The organism is Faecalibacterium sp. DFI.5.82, assembly GCF_029076575.1.
In the GTDB taxonomy this organism is placed as follows: domain Bacteria; phylum Bacillota; class Clostridia; order Oscillospirales; family Ruminococcaceae; genus Faecalibacterium; species Faecalibacterium duncaniae.
Window position 1 is genome coordinate 79,981 of the sequence record NZ_JARFIS010000009.1, and the last position, 19,269, is coordinate 99,249.

General features: G+C 57.0%; 27 protein-coding genes. All 27 read left to right on the forward strand.

Features of this window, described 5'->3' with window-relative positions:
* Positions 1-10: 10 nt before the first annotated feature.
* Positions 11-247: a peptidylprolyl isomerase gene (locus tag P0G09_RS11405; RefSeq protein WP_227618778.1), complete on the forward strand. Its 237-nt coding sequence runs from the start codon at positions 11-13 to the stop codon at positions 245-247.
* 5 nt (positions 248-252) lie between these two features.
* The gene (locus P0G09_RS11410; protein WP_275252712.1) at positions 253-1,752 is read left to right on the forward strand and encodes a phage portal protein; all 1,500 of its coding nucleotides are present in this window, start codon (positions 253-255) and stop codon (positions 1,750-1,752) included.
* Positions 1,745-2,338: an HK97 family phage prohead protease gene (locus P0G09_RS11415; protein WP_275252713.1), complete on the forward strand. Its 594-nt coding sequence runs from the start codon at positions 1,745-1,747 to the stop codon at positions 2,336-2,338. Before P0G09_RS11410 ends, P0G09_RS11415 begins: the two co-directional genes overlap by 8 nt.
* A gap of 15 nt (positions 2,339-2,353) precedes the next feature.
* Positions 2,354-3,859, forward strand: coding sequence for a hypothetical protein (locus P0G09_RS11420; protein ID WP_275252714.1), 1,506 nt, complete (start codon positions 2,354-2,356; stop codon positions 3,857-3,859).
* A 19-nt stretch (positions 3,860-3,878) separates the two neighbouring features.
* Entirely contained in the window at positions 3,879-4,208 is a 330-nt protein-coding gene (locus P0G09_RS11425; RefSeq protein ID WP_275252715.1) for a DUF2190 family protein, read from the forward strand.
* A gap of 17 nt (positions 4,209-4,225) precedes the next feature.
* Positions 4,226-4,570, forward strand: a complete 345-nt coding sequence (locus tag P0G09_RS11430) for a Rho termination factor N-terminal domain-containing protein (protein WP_275252716.1) — start codon at positions 4,226-4,228, stop codon at positions 4,568-4,570.
* A gap of 2 nt (positions 4,571-4,572) precedes the next feature.
* On the forward strand, positions 4,573-4,902 hold the full coding sequence (locus P0G09_RS11435; protein WP_275252717.1) for a hypothetical protein: 330 nt from the start codon (positions 4,573-4,575) through the stop codon (positions 4,900-4,902).
* Positions 4,899-5,540 (forward strand): hypothetical protein, encoded by a 642-nt coding sequence (locus P0G09_RS11440; protein WP_275252718.1) that lies wholly within the window; start codon positions 4,899-4,901, stop codon positions 5,538-5,540. Before P0G09_RS11435 ends, P0G09_RS11440 begins: the two co-directional genes overlap by 4 nt.
* Before the next feature lie 14 nt (positions 5,541-5,554).
* Positions 5,555-6,040, forward strand: a complete 486-nt coding sequence (locus P0G09_RS11445; RefSeq protein ID WP_275252719.1) for a hypothetical protein — start codon at positions 5,555-5,557, stop codon at positions 6,038-6,040.
* Positions 6,040-6,303 carry a hypothetical protein gene (locus tag P0G09_RS11450; protein ID WP_275252720.1) on the forward strand — a complete coding sequence of 88 codons (264 nt, stop codon included), beginning with the start codon at positions 6,040-6,042 and terminating at the stop codon, positions 6,301-6,303. Before P0G09_RS11445 ends, P0G09_RS11450 begins: the two co-directional genes overlap by 1 nt.
* Positions 6,304-7,758 (forward strand): phage tail sheath family protein, encoded by a 1,455-nt coding sequence (locus P0G09_RS11455; protein WP_275252721.1) that lies wholly within the window; start codon positions 6,304-6,306, stop codon positions 7,756-7,758.
* Between the two features lie 19 nt (positions 7,759-7,777).
* Positions 7,778-8,290, forward strand: a complete 513-nt coding sequence (locus P0G09_RS11460; RefSeq protein ID WP_275252722.1) for a phage major tail tube protein — start codon at positions 7,778-7,780, stop codon at positions 8,288-8,290.
* Positions 8,290-8,658, forward strand: a complete 369-nt coding sequence (locus P0G09_RS11465; protein WP_275252723.1) for a phage tail assembly protein — start codon at positions 8,290-8,292, stop codon at positions 8,656-8,658. The genes P0G09_RS11460 and P0G09_RS11465 overlap by 1 nt, the downstream gene beginning before the upstream one ends.
* Before the next feature lie 32 nt (positions 8,659-8,690).
* Complete coding sequence (locus tag P0G09_RS11470) at positions 8,691-8,816, forward strand: hypothetical protein (RefSeq protein WP_275252724.1); 126 nt, start codon at positions 8,691-8,693, stop codon at positions 8,814-8,816.
* Positions 8,803-11,205, forward strand: a complete 2,403-nt coding sequence (locus tag P0G09_RS11475) for a phage tail tape measure protein (protein WP_275252725.1) — start codon at positions 8,803-8,805, stop codon at positions 11,203-11,205. Before P0G09_RS11470 ends, P0G09_RS11475 begins: the two co-directional genes overlap by 14 nt.
* A gap of 12 nt (positions 11,206-11,217) precedes the next feature.
* The gene (locus P0G09_RS11480; protein ID WP_275252726.1) at positions 11,218-11,427 is read left to right on the forward strand and encodes a tail protein X; all 210 of its coding nucleotides are present in this window, start codon (positions 11,218-11,220) and stop codon (positions 11,425-11,427) included.
* On the forward strand, positions 11,424-12,407 hold the full coding sequence (locus P0G09_RS11485; RefSeq protein WP_275252727.1) for a preprotein translocase subunit TatB: 984 nt from the start codon (positions 11,424-11,426) through the stop codon (positions 12,405-12,407). Before P0G09_RS11480 ends, P0G09_RS11485 begins: the two co-directional genes overlap by 4 nt.
* A gap of 10 nt (positions 12,408-12,417) precedes the next feature.
* Positions 12,418-12,936: a phage baseplate protein gene (locus P0G09_RS11490; protein ID WP_275252728.1), complete on the forward strand. Its 519-nt coding sequence runs from the start codon at positions 12,418-12,420 to the stop codon at positions 12,934-12,936.
* A gap of 15 nt (positions 12,937-12,951) precedes the next feature.
* Positions 12,952-13,362 carry a phage tail protein gene (locus tag P0G09_RS11495; protein WP_275252729.1) on the forward strand — a complete coding sequence of 137 codons (411 nt, stop codon included), beginning with the start codon at positions 12,952-12,954 and terminating at the stop codon, positions 13,360-13,362.
* Entirely contained in the window at positions 13,362-13,649 is a 288-nt protein-coding gene (locus P0G09_RS11500; protein WP_275252730.1) for a hypothetical protein, read from the forward strand. The genes P0G09_RS11495 and P0G09_RS11500 overlap by 1 nt, the downstream gene beginning before the upstream one ends.
* On the forward strand, positions 13,642-14,796 hold the full coding sequence (locus P0G09_RS11505; protein ID WP_275252731.1) for a baseplate J/gp47 family protein: 1,155 nt from the start codon (positions 13,642-13,644) through the stop codon (positions 14,794-14,796). The genes P0G09_RS11500 and P0G09_RS11505 overlap by 8 nt, the downstream gene beginning before the upstream one ends.
* Entirely contained in the window at positions 14,789-15,358 is a 570-nt protein-coding gene (locus tag P0G09_RS11510) for a phage tail protein I (protein ID WP_227618798.1), read from the forward strand. Before P0G09_RS11505 ends, P0G09_RS11510 begins: the two co-directional genes overlap by 8 nt.
* 17 nt (positions 15,359-15,375) lie before the next feature.
* Positions 15,376-16,017 (forward strand): phage tail protein, encoded by a 642-nt coding sequence (locus P0G09_RS11515; RefSeq protein WP_275252732.1) that lies wholly within the window; start codon positions 15,376-15,378, stop codon positions 16,015-16,017.
* A 15-nt stretch (positions 16,018-16,032) separates the two neighbouring features.
* Positions 16,033-16,887, forward strand: coding sequence for a hypothetical protein (locus P0G09_RS11520; protein WP_275252733.1), 855 nt, complete (start codon positions 16,033-16,035; stop codon positions 16,885-16,887).
* Positions 16,888-16,932: 45 nt separating this feature from the next.
* The gene (locus P0G09_RS11525) at positions 16,933-17,520 is read left to right on the forward strand and encodes a hypothetical protein (RefSeq protein ID WP_227618801.1); all 588 of its coding nucleotides are present in this window, start codon (positions 16,933-16,935) and stop codon (positions 17,518-17,520) included.
* A 202-nt stretch (positions 17,521-17,722) separates the two neighbouring features.
* Positions 17,723-19,009 carry a Reverse transcriptase (RNA-dependent DNA polymerase) gene (locus P0G09_RS11530; protein ID WP_275252734.1) on the forward strand — a complete coding sequence of 429 codons (1,287 nt, stop codon included), beginning with the start codon at positions 17,723-17,725 and terminating at the stop codon, positions 19,007-19,009.
* Positions 18,940-19,269 carry a hypothetical protein gene (locus tag P0G09_RS11535; RefSeq protein ID WP_275252736.1) on the forward strand — a complete coding sequence of 110 codons (330 nt, stop codon included), beginning with the start codon at positions 18,940-18,942 and terminating at the stop codon, positions 19,267-19,269. Before P0G09_RS11530 ends, P0G09_RS11535 begins: the two co-directional genes overlap by 70 nt.

The window sequence follows — 19,269 nt, forward strand, 5'->3', positions numbered from 1 at the left end:
GAAACACGACATGGCAGACGAAACCATCAACTATGGCGACCCCGCCGCCCTGCTGACGGAAGTAAACAAAGCCATCGCCGCAGTCATGGTCGGAGGCCAGAGCTACAAAATCGGCTCCCGCTCCCTGACCCGAGCGAACCTCACCGAACTGCGGAACCTCCGGGCAGACCTCGCCGCCCAGGTAGAGGAACAGAGCGGCTCCTCCCTTTTCCGTGATACGTTCGCCGCATTTTTTGAGGGGAGATAAAGCGCATGGCATGGCTCGACAGAATCATTGAAGCAATCTCCCCCCGGGCAGCCTATATGCGCGAGGGCTGGCGGCAGCAGCTCGGCCTTATCCGCGGTTCAGGCTATGACGCCGCTGACGGTGGCCGGCTGAACAAAAACTGGCGGGCGACCAATGAGGCCGCCGACATCACAGACCGTTACAGCCGGGACACCCTCCGCGCCCGCGCCCGCGACCTTGAGCGGAACTCGGACATTGCAAACGGCGTCCTCAAGGCTTTCAAGAGGAACGTGGTCGGCAACGGCTTCACCTTGCAGGCCAAGACCGGCGACGACGACCTCGACGACCAAATCGAAACCCTCTGGCGGCGCTGGACACGGCGCACAAATTGCGACGTCACCCAGCAGCAGAGTTTCAACGAGCTTCTGCGCATGGCAGTCGTTCGGAAAAAGGCAGACGGCGGCATTCTTTTCAAGAAGTGCTACACCCCCGGCGGCCTACTTCCTTTCAAGCTGCAGGCACTGGAAGTAGACGAACTATCCCGCTCCGTGGCCTCGCCCAGGTACAAGGGAGATCGCGTCATTGGCGGCATTGAGTACAACGAGTACAACAGGCCCGTGGGGTATTGGATAGAGCAGTACAACATTGACGGCTGGGAAACCAACCAGCCTGTCTTCTACCCCGCTAAAGATATTATTTTCTATTACAGCAAGAGCCGCCCCTCCCAGCTTCGAGAGGTCAGCGACCTTGCCCCGAGCTTGAGCCGCATCCGGGACGCCAACGAGTTTATCGCTGCCGTTTCGATGAAAGAGCGAATCGCCGCCTGCTTTGCCCTGCTCATCAAGAGAGCCGCTCCCACCGGCGGCTTCCAGGGCGGCTCCCGGAACAACACCGACAAAGACCGCACGTCCTACTCCGGCAAAATGCTGACCCCCGGCCTCATTTCAGAAATGAACGCCGGTGACGATGCAGTCACCATCAATCCCGGCAACGGCAGCAGCGAAGCAACCGGCTTCCTCAAACTGCTGCAGCGTCTTGTGGGCGCAGGCCAGGGTTTGAGCTATGAATCCACCTCCCGGGATATGTCCGAAACAAATTACAGCAGCGCCCGCCAGGGTATGATTGAGGACGACCTCACATACACCGAGGAAGTGGAGCTGCTGCAGGGCAAGCTCATGGTCGAGGTCTACGAAACCTTTTTGATTTCCGCAGTCCTCGCCGGAAAGCTCACTATCCCGGATTTTTGGAACGACCCGCAGAAATACATGGAGCATGAGTGGGTCGCCTCTCCCAAGAAATGGATTGACCCGCAAAAGGAAGCCAACGCAAATAAAACCGCACTCGAATCCTGCGTCAAGTCCTTCAAGCAGATCAGCGCCGAACAGGGCCGTGACTGGAAAGAACAGATTGACGACATGGCCGACGTTGTAGCATACGCCAAAGAAAAGGGAGTGCAGATTGGAGGTTATAAGAGTGTCCAGAACGAGCAACCCCAGACAGACCCGAAAGAAAACCCCGATGAATAACCAGCCCCTGCAGCGCGATTTCTCCACGGCCAACATCCGGGCAGTAAGCGACGACGAAAACAGCCGCACCTTTGAACTGAGCTTTAGTTCCGAGGAACCTGTTCAGATGTGGTTTGGAACCGAGATCCTCGACCATTCCAGCAACGCCATAGATATGAGCCGGATGCAGAGCATGGGCATCGTCCTTTTCAACCATGACAGGAACCGGGTGATCGGTAAGGTCACCCGGGCATGGGTTGAGGCCAACCGTGGCAAGGCCACGATTGAGTTTGACAACGACGAGGACAGCGAAACCGTCCGTTCCAAGGTCGCCAGCGGCACCCTCAAGGGCGTTTCCGTCGGCTATCGTGTCTTCAACTATGAGAGCGTCAAAGAGGGCGCAAAATCCCTGGATGGGCGCTTCACTGGCCCCTGCTACATCGCCAAGAAGTGGCAGCCCTACGAGATCAGCATTGTTTCCGTCCCCGCCGACACCACCGTCGGCGTTGGTAGAGATATGACCGAGGACGGGCAGCCGCCCGCAGTACAAACCGCCCCGGGCCTGGCTTTCTACGAGAGCCAGCTCGCCGCAAATCGTAACTACTAACTGGAGGTAAACCACATGAACAAGAGAGAGCAGCTGCGGCAGAAACTGCAGCGCCAGCAGGCCATCCTGGCCGCCGCCCGCACCGCAGGCCGTGACATGACCGAGGACGAAACCCGGGAATTCAACGCCCTGCAGACCGACATTGAAACCCTGCGCCCCGAGGCTGACGCGGAGGCGGAGGCCGAGCGTCAGGCACAGATCGAGGCCGCCCGCACCGCAGAGCGCCAGCGTGTCACCGACATCACCACCCTGTGCCGGAACTTCAATGTTGACGCTTCCCAGTACATCACCGGCGGCCAGACCGTAGACCAGGTGCGCACCGCCATTCTGGACTGCATGATTCAGAACGGCACTCCTGCCCGCACCGGCGTCAAGGTGACCGCCGACGAGACCGACAAGTTCCGCGCAGCAGCAGCTGACGGCCTTATGACCCGCAGCGGCCACACCCCCGCAGCCCCTGCGGATGGCTCCCGCCAGTTTGCAGGCATGAGCCTGCGTGACATCGGCATTGAGTGCCTGACCCGCGAGACCGGCAAGAGCGCTTCCGACTTTATGCGCATGAGCGCAGATGACCTGTATACCGAGCTGGCCCGTGCATTCCACAACCCCTCGGCATCCTTCCCCGCCATCATGGACACCGCTATCAACAAGAGCATCGTCCACGCCTACGACCATGCCCCGACCACCTTTGAGAAGTTCACCCGTAAGGGCACTCTGCGCGACTTCAAGCGCACCGACGGCCACAACTACCTGATCGGCGGCGTTGGCGACCTGCTGCTGGTTCCTGAGAACGGCGAACTCAAGGCGGACACCCACAAAGAGGAAATGCTGCCGCAGCGCAAGCTGGACACCTACGGCCGTCAGTTCAGCATGAGCCGCCAGGCGTTCATCAACGACGACATCGGCTTCCTGTCCGAGGTTCCCGGCATGTACGCTGCAAAGAGCAAGAAGCAGATCAACAAAATGGTCTACTCCATCCTCTACAACAACGGCCAGATCTATGACGGCAAGACCCTGTTCCACGCCGATCACAAGAACCTGATCACTTCCGGCAGCGCACCGACTGGCGCAGCCATTCAGGCCATGATCCAGCGGATGCAGCTGCAGGATGACCCGTTCGGCGAGGCTATCAACCTGACTCCCGCAACCATCATCCTGCCCGTCGGCTATGGCTTCGCTATGCAGTCCATTTTCGGCAGCCCCACCATCCAGACCAGCGAGAACACCCAGGCAGCCAACCCGCTGTATAACTACCGCTACCCGATGGAGATCGTCGAGGACGCCACCCTGAACATCCTGGCAGGCTCCGGCGCATGCCCCTGGTTCCTGGGCGCCAACCGCGAGGAAACCACCGGCATCCAGGTCGATTACCTGAACGGCCAGGAGACCCCCACCTTCCGCCGCAGCGAGACCGTCGGCCAGCTGGGCTTTGTGTGGGACATTTGGCTGGACTGGGGCATCAGCGTCATGGACTACCGTGCGTTCGTGAAGAACCCCGGCGCTGCCCTGCCCACCCTGTAAGAGATAGGAGGAAACGCACATGATCGCAAACTACCAGCAGCCTGGCTCTGCCATTGACTACCCCAACGGCACCAGCTCCGCTATCGTCGCAGGTCAGGTCGTGAGCCTGACCACCCGCATCGGCGTTGCAGGCACCGACATTCCCGCAAGCGAAGTCGGCAGCCTGTACGTCAAGGGCGTTTTCACCATGCCCAAGGCGACCTCTACCGCCATCACCATCGGCGCCGCCGTCTACTATGACGCAACCGGCGACAACATCACTACGACCGCTGCGAGCCATATCCCCGCAGGCTGGGCTATTGCAGCAGCCGCCGAAAACGATACGACCGTGCAGGTCTGCATCGGCTAAGAGAAAGGCGGCGCAGTATGATCTATACCGCAAACAGCACCGTAACGGTTGAGGGCAAAAGCTATCGCCCCGGTGATTCCGTGGACATTCAGGACGCCAGCACCGCAGATGAACTGCTCGCCGTGGGCTTCATCGTCACCCCGCCCGGCGAGTATGCCCCCGGCGAAACGCTGACCGTGGAGGTTCAGCAGGAACCCGATGACGGCACTGCCACCGGCCACCTCAACAAAGAGGAGCTGGAAGCAATGCCCAAGGCGCAGCTCCTGACCCTCGCCGAAAATATGGGCCTGGACGCCAAAGACCTGACCAAAGCAAAGCTGGTTGAAGCCATTGCCGCTGCCGAGGTTCAGGCGGAGGTTTAACCGTGGGCTTCAAGGATTTGCTGGCGCAGGATGCAAAGAACGTATTCCTCAACCGGGAAGAATTTGCAGACACGCACAGCATAAACGGAAAGTCCATGCCGGTGCTGGTTGACGATAACGAGATTCTGGAACGCGACAAATCCAAATTGATGAACGTCACCATCACCGGGATCTACAAAGAGCGCAAGCTGATCTATGTAGCCACCGACGATCTCGGAGCCAAACCCGCCCCGGACGACCTGCTCAATTTTGACGGCGCCTGGTATAAGGTAAACGACTGCACCGACGAAGCCGGGATTCTCTGCATTGAGATGGAGGCGAACCGCTCTTGAAAGAGTACGATGTTTTACAGGTCGATGCCGACGCTTCCATTGAAAAAATGGTTCAGCGCCTGGACAACCTGCAAAAAATGGTTGACACGCCGAAAGTAGTGGCAGCGGCCATCAACTCGGCAGCCCGCAGCACAAAGAACAAGATTGTCAAGGACACCAAAGAACGCTATGCGACGGCCAACGATTCCGTTTACTCGTCCAGCAGCGCCTTGAAGGTGGACGCTGCCACCGGCGGCGACCTGACCGCAACGCTCCATTCTTCCGGCTCCATGCAGGAGATCATGGACTTCGATTCAAAACCGAACTCGGGAACCAGCGCCGCAGCGGCGCACGTCCTCAGCAGCTCCGGCATGAAGTCCTTGGAACATAACGGTCTAAAGGCCTTTCTCGTTCAGTTCAGCAGCGGACACAAAGCCATTGTCCAGCGGGTGCCGGGCGAAACCTACACCTCGGCGGGCGCTTCCAAGCGTGCGCAGAAATGGGGCGCAAAGTCCGACATGACCCGCATTGAAAAATTACTTTCCCCCTCCGCTCCGCAGATGTTCGGGAATTCCGACACCGTAGACCCGGCGCTTGAGCGAGCATCCGAGCTTCTCGACAAGCAGATGGAGAAACAAATCGAAAAAGCGCTCGAATAAAGGAGGCCTCCCACATGACACCTACCGACCTGCAGGACGCCATTGTCCAGGCGTTGAGGGAACAGCTTGCACCGCTGCGCCTCACAAATTCCGCCGGGCATGAGGTAGGCGTCAAGGTGTTCCCGCAGTTCAAGCCGTACCGCGCCCCGAGGCCTGCACCGACCACAAACGACGACGACATCCCGGAACCGTATGTGCTGGTGGCTCTTGTCAACGGCGAACAGACCGCCATTGACAGCCCGAACAAGGTCGATGTTGTCATTGCCGTTGAGGTATGCGACCCAGACCCGAACCGACAGGGATACCGGGACGCCTCCCATATTTTGAACGTAATCCTAGGGTACTTTGAGCGCAAAGTGAAGATTGCGCGGGCTTTTGAGCTTGTACGCCCCATCAAATGGGACAACGACCTCGACCCCAACAAACACCCCTATTATTCCGCAGCAATCGGCCTTCATTTTGAAGGGCCTACTATTTATAGAGAGGAGCCTGAAACATAATGGCAAAGACCACTACTCCCGCAGCCCCGGAAACGGTCGTTTATATCGGCCCGAACATTCCCGGCGTCGTTCGTCAGGATTCCGTATTCACCGGCGGCATCCCGGCACGCCTGGCCGAGAAGATCAAGGCGATTCCAGCCATTGAGAGCCTGATCATCCCCCTGGATTCCTTTGCGGAGGCTCGCAAGGAACGCCAGAGCGGCGCAGGCCGTATCGCTACCATCTGTAACATCGTTGCAAAGAAAATCCAGGAGGGCGCATAAATGAGCTATCTTCATGGCGTAGGCAACAGCGAAGTTGCTACCAGCTTAACCACCCCCACCACGTCCAGCGCTGGCATGCAGGTCATTTTCGGCACTGCTCCCATCCACCTGGCAAAAGACCCCTATAAAGCAGCGAACACCCCGAAGCTCTGCTACAGCTTTGCAGAGTGCCAGGAAGCCCTGGGCTATTCTGACGACTTCGAGAATTTCACCCTTTGCCAGAGCATGGACGCCAACTTCCGTGTTTACAATAACTCCCCCATTGTCCTGGTAAACGTGCTTGACCCGAACAAGGCAACGCACACCACGGAAAACGCGGAGGAAAGCGTCACCGTCACCAGCGGCATGGCAACCTATACCAAGCAGTATGTTCTGCTGCCCTCGCTGGTGGTAAAGAACGACACCACTCCGCTCACCGCTGATGTGGACTATACCGCAGCGCACGATGATGACGGCAACGTAACCATCGTGCTGCTCTCCGAAACCGCAAAGGGCGCCAGTTCTTTGAAGGTCTCCAGCAAGAGCCTCAAGCCCAGCGGCGTGACCAAATCCGACGTCGTCGGTGGCGTAAACAGCAGCACCCACGAGGAAACTGGCCTGGAGATCATCCGCCAGATTTATCCCAAGTTCGGACTGGTTCCTGGCCTGATCATTGCCCCCGGCTGGTCGCAGGATGCAACTGTGGCCGCAGCGCTGCAGGCCAAGGTCGAGCAGTTGAATGGCTGTTTTGACCTCAACACCATTCTGGATGTTCCCGCCAACTCCGACGGCGCAACGGTTTACACCGACTGCAAGCAGGCGAAGGAAAAGCAGGGATTCTCCACGAACCACGGAATCTGCCTCTGGCCTCGTGTTTTGGTCGGCGAGAAGAAATATTATTTCTCCGCAATGGCCGCAGCTCATACCGTCTGGTGCGATACCAACAACGACGGCGTTCCCTACGAATCCCCCTCCAACAAGAGCCTGCGCATCACCGGCCTGTGCCTGGACGATGGCACCGAGGTGCTGCTGGATAAGCAGCAGGCAGACGACGTCCTCGTTGCAAACGGCATCTGCACCGCGATCAATGTCAACGGCTTCAAGTTCTGGGGAAACAATACCTGCGCATATCCCAGCACGAGTGACACAAAAGACCGCTTCTGGTGCGTCCGCCGCTTCTTCGACTGGGACGGCAACAACTTCATTTTGACCTACTTTCAGAAGGTGGACAAGCCCGAAAACCCCCGCCTCGTGCAGGACGTTGTGGACAGCACGAACATCACCGGCAGCGGTTACGTCGCTCGCGGCTACTGCGCAGGCTACAACATGAAGTTCCTGGAGAACGAAAACCCCAAAACCGAACTGCTGGCTGGCCACGTGACTGTCCACACCTACATGGCGCCCTTCGTCCCCACGGAGTATCTCCACAACATCCGCGAGTACGACACCACCGCCCTGTCCACCATCTTCTCCTGACCGATTGGAGGTATAAAACGTGAATATTCCTACCAAGATCGCCAAGTATGAGGTCTACAAAGACGGCGTCAAGCTCATTGGCCGTGGCGAGGAAATGACGCTGCCCAGCTTTGAGACTCCCACCAACACCGTTTCCGGCGCAGGTATTCTCGGCGAGTACGAAGATCCCACTCCGGGTTATTTCAACGAACAGGAGCTTCCCATTCCCTTCCGGGTTATGAGCAAGGAAGCAGCATCCCTGGCAAATATGCTCAAGGCTCACCACCTGGAAATCCGTGGCGGCATTCAGGGCAACACGGACGACGGCGACATCGAGTTCACCCCTATCCGCGTAGTCGTTCGTGGCCTCACCAAGAAATGCGAGCCGGGCAAGCTCAAGGCCGCAAACTCTATGGAAACCAGCGTCACCCTTTCGCTTCGGTACATCCTGATTGAGGTAGACGGCGAATCCCTGATCGAACTGAACAAAATCCGTGGTAAGTACGCCGTGAACGGCGTAGACCAGCTGGCAGCTTTGGAGGCAATGTGCTAATGGAAGATAAGAAACTTACCCTCGCCCCCGAGGTCGAGGAACCCGAAACCGCAGAGGACACCAATGAGCTTTACATCAAGTTCGCCAAGCCCTACACCTTCGGCGACAAGACCTATACCGGCATCGACCTGTCCAGCCTTGAGGACGTGAACGGCGCAGTCCTCAAGGAAGCAGGCCGCGTGGTTCAGAAACTGAACAAGGGCATCAACCCCGCCACCGTGGAAATGACGATGGAGTATGCCGTCTATATGGCGCACCATGTCACCAACCTGCCCTCGGACTTCTTCTGGGGCCTGCGTGCCCCCGACCTGGTATCCGTCAAGGGCGCAGTCGTGGGTTTTCTCTACGGCGGGGATGGGGAGGACTAACCCCGCAAGCGATCACAAAAACAACCGTCTATATGTCGCAAGCTCTGCACGCGGGCATTGACTACCTGCAGAGCCTGCCCATAGACGAACTGAACGACCTGGCAGATGCCATCCAAGACTATGCAAAGGAGGTGGAGGCGCAAATTGGCAAAAAGTAAAACGTATGACCTGATGATAAAGATCGGTGCCAAATCAGACGGCACCCTCCGAAAGGCCTGCGCCGCAGCCGACAAAGACCTTGCCTCCCTCAGCAAATCGGCAAAGGCAGTCGGCAAAGCCGCTGCCGCAGGGTTCGCAGCCGCCACCACGGCGGCTGTGGCCTTTTCTACCGCAGCCGTGACCGCCGCCGCAGGCTACCAAAAGGAACTGTCCAACGTCCAGACCCTGCTCACCGGCACCGACGAAGAAATTGCAGCCCGAACCGCCAGCATTTCTTCAGACGTTCTGAGCATTTCGGACAAGACCGGCGTTGCCACCAGCAACCTGACCGATGGTATGTACCAGGTCGTTTCTGCGTTTGGCGACGTTGACGATGCTTCCTCCATTCTGGAAACAGCGGCTAAATCCGCCGCAGCAGGCAACGCCACCACAACGGACAGCGTCAACCTGCTTTCCGCCGTCACCAAGGGCTATGGTGACATCAGCGCAGAGGCTGTCCAAAAGGCGGCAGACCTGTCCTTTGCTACCGTTCGCCTCGGACAAACCAGCTTCCCGGAACTGGCCTCGTCCATTGGCAAGGTCGTCCCCCTGGCCTCCGCCTTGGGCGTGCAGCAAGAAGAACTGTATGGCACCTTTGCAACCCTGACCGGCGTGACCGGCAGCACCGCAGAAGTCGCCACGCAGTACAAGTCCGTCCTTTCCGGCCTTATGTCGCCATCCAAGAGCATGGATGCCGCCCTTAGTAAGTTGGGCTACTCCACCGCAGATGCAGCCATCCAGAGCCTGGGCTTCCAAGGAACGCTTGAAGCGTTGATGGGAACCGTTGGCGGTGATACCCAGGCCATGGCAAAGCTGTTCAGCAGCGTGGAGGCGCAGACCGCAATCCTCGCCCTTTGCGGCGAGCAGTCCAGCACCTACGCCGAAAAGACGGCGGAGATGTACAACGCCACCGGCGCAGCGGATGAAGCATTCGCCCGCCAGACGGACAACCTGGATTATAAGATTCAGAAGCTCACCAACCGCTTCCATAATTTCCTGACAAAGGCCGGCTTGAAGCTGCTGCCGTATCTGGAAAAGCTGGCCGACAAGGCTATTCCATACCTGACGGACGCCATGGACAAAGGCCTCGTTATTTTGGACGATATTCTCCCTAAAGCAGAAAAAGCCGTCCAATTTGCGGCGGAGCATAAAGAACTGTTCATCGCCCTTGCAAGCGGCGTCCTTACCGCAGTAACGGCTTTCAAGACCTTCAAAACAGCCATGACCGCCATCAGCGCTGCGAAAAACCTCGCTACTGTTTTCAAGGCGGCTTCCAACGGCGGTGCTACTCTCGGCAAGGCCGCAGAGGTAATGAACCTTAAACTCCTGGTTGCGGTCGCCATCATCGGCGCAGTTGTTGCCGCCTGTATTTGGATGTACCGAAACTGGGACAAGGTAACAGCCTGGGCGCAGCGCATGGGAACCAAAGTCTCCGAGGTTTGGACTTCGATTCAGACCGCGGTGCTTACCACCGTAGCCGCCCTGGTCTCGGGATTCCAGACCAACTTCCCGCTGCTCTCCGCCTACCTTTCCGGCTGGTGGAGCAGCGTATCCGCAGCCGTTGAAAATGTAAAAGCGATTTTCTCTAACCTCATCCAGTTTGTGGAGAACGTATTCTCCGGGAACTGGGGCGCAGCGTGGCAGAATATCGTGAACATTTTCGCCAACATCTTCGGAGCTATTGTCAACCTGGCAAAGGCTCCGATGAACGGCGTAATTTCCGCCATCAACTACGTTCTCGGCAAGATCAACTCCCTGAACGTAAAAATCCCGGACTGGGTGCCGGTCATTGGCGGCAACACTTTCAGCTTCAACATCCCGCAGATTCCGCAACTGGCCACCGGCGGCATCGTAACCGCCCCCACGCTGCTGGAAGCAGGCGAAGGTGGAGAGCCGGAAGCGATTATTCCTCTGTCCAAGCTCTACGACTTCCTGCTGAGCCTCGGCAAGCCCGACCCGACGAAACCCCAGCCGCAGCCCACCGCAGGCGGCCAGAACCCGCCTCCCGAGGATAAGCCCCAACCTGCCGCTCCCAGCACCGACCCGGTGCCGACAACAGCGCCGCAGGATCCTGCAGCTGTGGACATTCAGACACCCGACCCGACGAAACCCCAGCCGCAGCCCACCGCAGGCGGCCAGAACCCGCCTCCCGAGGATAAGCCCCAACCGCAGCCCGCAGAGGGCGGCGGAGGCGGCTTTGTGTTCTCCCCGACCATCATCTTCAAGGGCAACGGCTCCGTGACCCGGAAAGAAGTAGATCAGGCGATGGATTTCACATACCAAAAGTTTGTGAGATTCAGCAAACAGTTGGAAGAAGAGCGTCGCCGCAAATCCTTTTCTCCGGCCTAACCAGGAGGCCAAATGAGTACCTACACCACGATTCAGGGCGACGTTTGGGACGCTATCGCTTATAAGGTTTACGGAGATTCAAAGTATATGGGCTTCCTCATGGACGCCAACCCCGACAAGATCACTATCTTTGTTTTTGGGGCAGGCGTTGTGCTGAACGTCCCCAACCTTCCCGCAAGCGAAACCGCCGCCCCGAATATGCCCACATGGAGGACAGGATGAAAGCCAGACAGTCCAGCGTTTCTATTACCTACGACGGCAAGACCACATCCGTCCTCAACTTCAAAACGACGGCGTTCACCTACACTGATCCCGCCAGCGGTGAAGCAGACAGTCTCGACATCTCTTTCTTTGCTGGCCCCGCTTCTGTTTTTAGCGGTGGACAGATAGAGGTGAACAAGCCGCTTTCCGCTACCATCGCCCTTGCAAACTGGGCAGCCCAAGGCGACAACCGCACCCTCAACTGCGGCGACTTTCTCGTTGACAGCGTTTCATATTCAGGCTGGCCGTGGATAGGCACCGTGAAAGCGGTATCTGTCCCGGCTAACACTGGATTCCGGCAGACTAAACGCACAAAGGTGTGGGAAAAGGCCACCGTGCAGAAAATCGGCCAGGAGATTGCCTCCAATGCAGGCATAGAACTGCTCTGGGATGTGGAGGGCGACGACCCGCAGATCACGACCCTTGAACAGTCCGAAACCACAGACTGCGAGTTTTACATGAACCTCTGCAAGACCTACGGCCTGAGCATGAAGGTCTACTCCAACAAGATTGTGGTCTACAGCCGGACAGAGTACAAGAAAAAGGATGCCGTTTGCACTATCTACCCGCACCAAATCCTTTCTTGGAGTTGGAGCCAGAACCTCGCCGGAACCTATACCGGCGGTGAGTATACCTATACCCAGCCCAAGACCAACAAGGAAATAAAGGTCACCATTGGCACCGCAGACCGGCTGCTCAAGATGACCGGCAAGGCCGACGATGAAGCCGATGCACAAAAGAAGTTGCAGGCGGGAATTGATGAAGCCAACCACGGAGCAACGAAGCTCAGTCTGACCGTCAAGGGCAAGCTCCTTGTTTCCGGGCAGAATGTGAAAGTTTCCCTTGGAGCGCTCTCCGGGAAATACTTCACCGACACCACCACCCACAACCTCGGTTCCAGCGGCTACACGACAGACCTTGAACTTTCACTTATAGAGTAGGAGGCGCAGAATGGAAACTGTCCGCTTTGGCAAAATTTCCTCGGTGAACTACGAGGCTGGAACCGTGCGGGTCGTCTACCACGAAAAGGACGACTGCGTTACAAGCGAAATCCCGCTCCTTAGTTTTGAGTACATGATGCCCGAGGTAGACGACGCCGTTCTCGTTCTGCACCTCTCGAACGGCGCAGAGGTAGGCGTTGTCCTTGGCCGTCCTTGGAGCGACGAAAATAAGCCGCCCGAGGGCAGCCAGGGCCTCTGGCGCAAAGACCTTGACCGGGAAGCCGGAAAAGGGATGCTCCGCTATAAGGACGGCACTCTCACCATTAAGATGAACAAGGTCGTCCTGGAAGCAAAAGAACTCACGGTAAAGGCTGAAACGACCATCACCGAGAACACGACAATGAAAAAGGACGCCAATGTGGGCCAGACCTTGACGGCCACAACCGACTGCATCGGCGGCGGGAAAAGCCTCAAGAACCATACCCACACAAGCGCTGCACCTGGCAGCCCGACCTCTCCCCCAAACTAACCCGGAGGTGATTTTTTGTTCATCGGAACTTTTGGAAGAAAGATCATCTTCCAGGTCAGCGACCGGGCCGTTTTTACCTTCCAGAACGCCACCCGGGAAAGCTCCGGGCGCTGGACGACCCATGAAGGGCTCGACAGCAAACCGACTCCCGAATTTTTGGGCGCAGGCCTCAAAAAAGGGACGCTGGAAATTCACCTCTCCGCCGCCCTCGGGGTACGACCCCAAAAGGTTCTCGCCCTGCTGGCTCGCATGGCCGAAACCGGCGAGGTTCAGTATTTGGTGATTGGCTTCCGGCCTTTCGGGAGGAACCCCTTCCGGGTTATGAAAGTAAGCGAAGCCTGGGACACCGTACTGCGGCACGGCGAACTGGCAAAGGCCACGGTCAACCTCGACCTTGAAGAATACCCGATGGAGGACACTACATAATGGAAACCACTGCAGTTTACATCGGAGATGAACCCCTGGAGGAAGTAGACGAGCAGGTCGGAACGCTGCTCTCTACCGTTGCCGGAACCATCCCATTAGACCGCGGTCTCGGCATAGACGATAGCTTCATCGACAAGCCCACAGAGGCCGCCCAGAGCTTGTATGTTGCCGAGGTCGCCGAAAAGATTCCCCGCTACATTCCCACCCTTTCCGTTGACAGCGTGAACTTCACCGCAGCAGCCAACGACGGAAAGGTGACCGCAAAGGTGGTGCTTACCAATGCCTGATATTTCCACCGTTAAAGACCTGCCCGACATTTCGTTCATTGAGTATAAAACCGTGGACGATGTGAAGGCAAGCATGGTCGCAGACTACGAAGCGTATATGACAGAGGCCACTGGCAAGACCTACACGCTGCCCAGGGTCTCCCGAGACCGTTTCAAGCTCTACGCCGCCGCAGCCCAAATCTACCAGGCTATGAAGTACGTTGACATCAAGGGAAAGATGGACACCGTGAAATATAGCGTCGGTGATTTTCTGGATTTGCTCGGCGCTTTCCGCTGCGGAGCTACCCGGAACCAGGCCGCCGCAGCCGTCACGACCATCCGCTTCACCCTCTCAGCTGCAAGGGCGTCCGTCACGGCCATCCCGCAAGGAACCCGCATTGCAGCGGGACAGCTTTTCTTTGCAACCTCGGTATATACCGAGATCCCGGCGGGCGACCTGACCGCCGACATTCCCGCGACGTGCATGACCGCAGGCGAAACCGGCAACGGTCTGGCTCCCGGCGAGCTTAAAACGCTGGTTGACCCGGTTCCCTACGTTCAGAGCGTAGAGAACACCTCGACTTCCAGCGGCGGCGCCGACAGGGAGAGCGACGAGAGCTTTGCAGCCCGCATCTTCATTGCACCCGGCAAATACTCCACCGCAGGCAGCCGGAACGGCTACGAGTACCATGTGCAGGATTACAGTTCTGCCATCGGCGGCGTTCACGTTTCGAGCGACCAGGCAGCCGGAACCGTTGACATTGTTTTTGTCATGGCAGACGGCTCCCTCCCGAGCGCAGAAATGATTTCCGCCATGAGCCAGCACATGAGCGCAGAAACCCTCCGCCCGATGAACGACCTTGTGACCGTTCGCGCCCCCGCAGAGGTAAAGTATACCGTTTCCCTCACCTACTACATCAACCAAAGCGACAACAACCGGGCTGTGGCGATTCAGCAAGCAGTCTCCGCAGCGGTTGACAGCTACGTCGCCTGGCAGCGGAAAATTGGGCGGGACATTAACCCCTCCAAGCTCCTGGCTCTCGTAATGGGCGCCGGGGCAAAGCGGGCGCAGATCACCGCCCCGATATTCACCGCCATCCCGGCGGACAGTATCGCCGCCATTGACGGCGCCGCCTCGATCACATACGGAGGCCTTGAGGATGACTGAACTTAAAGACAGCCGCTTCACGGAACTGCTCCCGAGCGACCTGAAGAACGACACGGAAACCCAGGCGTTTGCTTATGCCGTCAGCAGGCAGGTGCAGCAGATCATCCGCTTCGCCGACGCCGCCTGCATCTATATTGCGATTGACAGCGTCCCGGAACCTGTTCTCGACCTTCTCGCTGTGGAGCTTCGCACCCCGGTCTATAAGCAGACATACAGCGTTGCCATCAAGCGGGCACTGGTAAAGGAAAGCCTCATTTTCTACGACCAAATGGGAACCCCGGCTGCGGTCAATCGCATCATTGAAGCGGTATTTGGTGTGGGCTATATAAAGGAATGGTGGGAATGCGGATTGCAGCCCCACCACTTCAAAGCATACACCACAAACCCCGCCGTCACTGCAGCCAATGTGCAGGAATTCAAAGAGGTTTTGAACTCCGTGAAGCGGCTTTCCAGTTGGCTCGACGAAGTAGTGCTTGACCTCTCCACAGACGCCGCCCAACCCAAGGTTGGATTTTTCGTTCATACCGGCGACATCGTAACGCTCAACAAGGCGACCATGTAAGAAAGGAGGAAGCACAAATGTTTGAAGCCCCTAAACTCACGAACGCAGGCAAAGCACTTTACTACCGCAACCTCGGCGGCGAAGCACTCAAGATCACAACCATGCAACTCGGCGACGGCCAGCTCAGCACCCCCATTGCGACCCTGACCGGCCTCGTTCATTCTGTTGTTTCGATTGATGCAGCGGTAAAGCAGCGCACGGACTATGTGGAGGTAAATGCCAAATTTTCCAATGCCGGCTTGAGCGCAGGCTTTTACTGGCGAGAGGTCGGCATCTTCTGTGCAGACCCGGACAACCCGAATGACCGCAGCAAGGATATTCTTTACTGCTATCAGAACGCATACGGCACCGCAGACTATATCGCCCCCGCAGCAACGGAACTGGTGGAAAAGAGTGTCACCATCCCCATCATCGTGGGCGACGCCAGCAGCGTGACCTGCACCTTGGACAAGTCCCTCATTTACGCCACCTGGAAAGACCTGCAGGAGCATGACGAGAGCGAGGACGCCCATCCATTCATTCAAACGAACCTGAACGAATTCTATTCGATGCTGGTGAACGGCGAAGTTTGGACGGCGCTCGGAACCAGCGCAGGCGAACGGCTCTGCACCTCAGACGGCGTAGTTCTGCTGGCCAACCGCAAACTGCAACTTATTTGATTTGGAGGTAATGCAATGGAAACCCCTGTTCAGAAACCTATTTCGGAGCTCTCCGAAGCCCTGGAAGCCCTCGGCACGGACAAGCTGCTCATTCAGACCGCCAACGGCACGAAGATCATCCAGGCCAGCATCCTGGCGCCCGCGCTGCTCTCCCTGCTGGTCGGCGACAGCGCCGCCAGCCATAACGCTATCTATCGTGGCAAGTACCTGGGCAGCAGCTTCACCTCCGCACAGAGTGCAGCCATCCGCTCCGGCAAATTCACCGACCTCTATATCGGCGACTACTGGACGATCAACGGCAGGAACTGGCGCCTCGGTGCTTTTGACTACTGGTATCGCTGCGGCGACACGGACTGCACCACCCACCATGCCCTCATTGTCCCGGACGCGCACCTGTACACCGCAGCCATGAACCCGACCAACACCACGGAGGGCGCATACATTGGCAGTCAGATGTACAAAACCGGCCTGGACGAAGCCAAGACCATCATCAACGCCGCTTTCGGCTCCGACCACATTCTGACCCACCGAGAGCATTTCCAGAACGCTGTCAGCAATGGCAAGCCCAGCGGTGGCACCTGGTACGACAGCACCGTGGATTTGATGAACGAGGCCATGGTCTACGGCACCCGTCACTTCACTGCTGTTTCGGACGGCAGCACTGTTCCGAACAACTATACCATCGACAAGAGCCAGCTCCCATTGTTCCGCTATGCGCCCTGGTTCATCCACGCGCAGCGAGCCTATTGGTGCTGGTTGAGGGATGTGGTCTCGGCGGCGAACTTCGCCCACGTCGACGGCAATGGCCATTGCAGCTCCAACGGCGCCTCGTATGTTGGCGGCGTCCGCCCGGCTTTTGCAATCTACTAATCAACCATCCGGCGGCAACTGCCGCCGGATAATATGGAGTTAAAAATGTCAGAAGTTCCTAAAGGCAGGCGCAACCATTCCAAGCTGGAAGCTCAAACGCTCGCGTCCGACATCCGCGGGCAGATCACCACGGAAATCATGGTGACGTTTGGTTACAGCCAAAAGAAATATGAAGATCATATAAAGGCAATGACCGGCTACATCCAAAACCCAGAGGAAAGAGAAGCAGTCGCCGAAACGATACGCAAGCTGGAAGAAAACTTCGAGGGCTGGTTTATCGTCAAAGAGCGTGACCGTATGTTCCAACTGGCCTGCGACATTCCCTCGCACCTGCGGGAAGCAAATGCCATCCTCCCCAAAATTTACGACGAGTATGTGGAACGCCGCCTGCATCTTGACAAAGCAATCGCCTGCTGCTATCGGCTTCAAGATGAATTGCAATACACCGCAACCACCCTCCCATCCGATTACAACAAGTTTACCCGCATTGTTCTTGACCTCGACCATGAAGCCAATCTGATAAAGAAACTTCGACGCTCCGATGAAAAGCGCTTTTCCGATTTGGCGGTGGAACCCGCGCAGAAACCTCCACAGGAAGCTCCACCGCCAGAGGAAGCGCAGAAAACCGAATAAGAAATAGGGCAGCCTTTGTATGTGGTCTCGGCGACGAACTTCGCCAACGTCAACAACAATGGCAATTGCAACTACAACAACGCCTCGAATGTTAACGGCGTCCGCCCGGATTTCGTAACCGCACACAATGGGTGCAGCCCGCCTGCGGCAATGCGAAAGGAAAGGCTGTCCTCCTGCGGGCACTCCGCAGCAAATACGAATCATGACGGCCCCGGTTATGACCGATGAGCCTATCGCGTGGTTTTTTTACATGAATAATTACTATGACGCAAACGCCTTGTTTGAGGCCGGAACCAAGTCCATCAAGGGAAGCCGTTGGAAATACAGCACACAGCTTTTTGAGATGAACCAGCTTCTGGAAACGGCCAAACTCCAAAAGGCGTTGATGGAAGGAAAATACCGCCCATCGGTTGGCAGCAAGTTTGTCATAAAAGAGCGGGGCAAAACCCGGTATATTTCCAGTGCAACCATGCAGGACAAAACCGTGAACCATATTGTTTGTGATAAGGTCTTGACGCCGCACTTGCACAAATATCTCCAATACGACAACAGCGCCAGCCAGAAAGGAAAAGGCGTGGCCTTCCACAGGAAGCGTTTTGAAACGCACCTTCACCAATACTTCAACGAAACAGGCTCGAATGAGGGCTATATTCTCCTTTGGGATTATAGCGGCTATTATGCAAACATTCCCCACGAAAAGTGCCTGGACACCATCAACGGCTTCCTTGACCGGGAACCCATAGACCCTCAGGAGCGCCAGCTCACAAAAGAGATCATGGCAAACACCCTTCAGAGCTTTGAAATGGACGTTTCCAGATTCAGCGACAAGGAAGTTACCGAGATGTACCGCCAAAAAGTAGACCCGCTTCTCAATGCAGGTGTGCCAGCAGCGCAGCTTACAGGTGAAAAGTGGCTCCGCAAAGGCGTAGACATTGGAAACCAGCAGTCGCAGGACATAGGGATTGTCTATCCATACAGGGTGGACAACTTCTGCAAAATCGTCTGCGGCTTCCGGCACTTCGGACGCTATACGGATGATTCCTATATCATCCACCGCAGCAAGGAAAAGCTGCTGCAGGCTTTCGAGGGAATAAAGAAAATCGCCGCAGAGTACGGCCTTATCATCAACGAGCGCAAGACCCGGATTTGCAAGCTCTCGGACACCTACCGCCACCTGCAAATCCAATACTCCCTGACCGCCAGTGGGCGGCTCATTCGCAAGATCAACCCTAAAGCAGTCACCAGGGAGCGCCGCAAGCTGAAAGCCTACAAGCGCCTCTTGGATGCCGGGCGCATGGTCTATTCCAAGATTGAAGAATCCTTCAAGTCCTGGATTGCCAGCGCCTACAAGTATATGTCCCGCCAACAAATTCAAGGATTGAGCAGGCTATTCTATGACCTGTTCGGAAAGGCACCAACATGGAAGAAAACGCACGGAAGCAGCCATGGACGGTTACGCTGGATGATGGCACTGCCATCGGCGGCCTGACCCTCAGCGGCAACAATTTCATCTCGGACACTGAGCTGACCCCTGAGACGTTCGACGGCAAGCTCTCAAGGGTCACCGCCACCGACGGCGAGAACGCCCTGGAATGGAACCACGCCGAACTGGTACAGATCACGCACCCGGACAACCGCTGGTGGTTCGTCCTGCGGGAACTTTCGCCCGAGGAACTTTTTAGAGCCACCACCAAGGCGAAGCTGGACTATCTGGCTCTCGTCACCGATACCGACCTGGAGGATATGTGA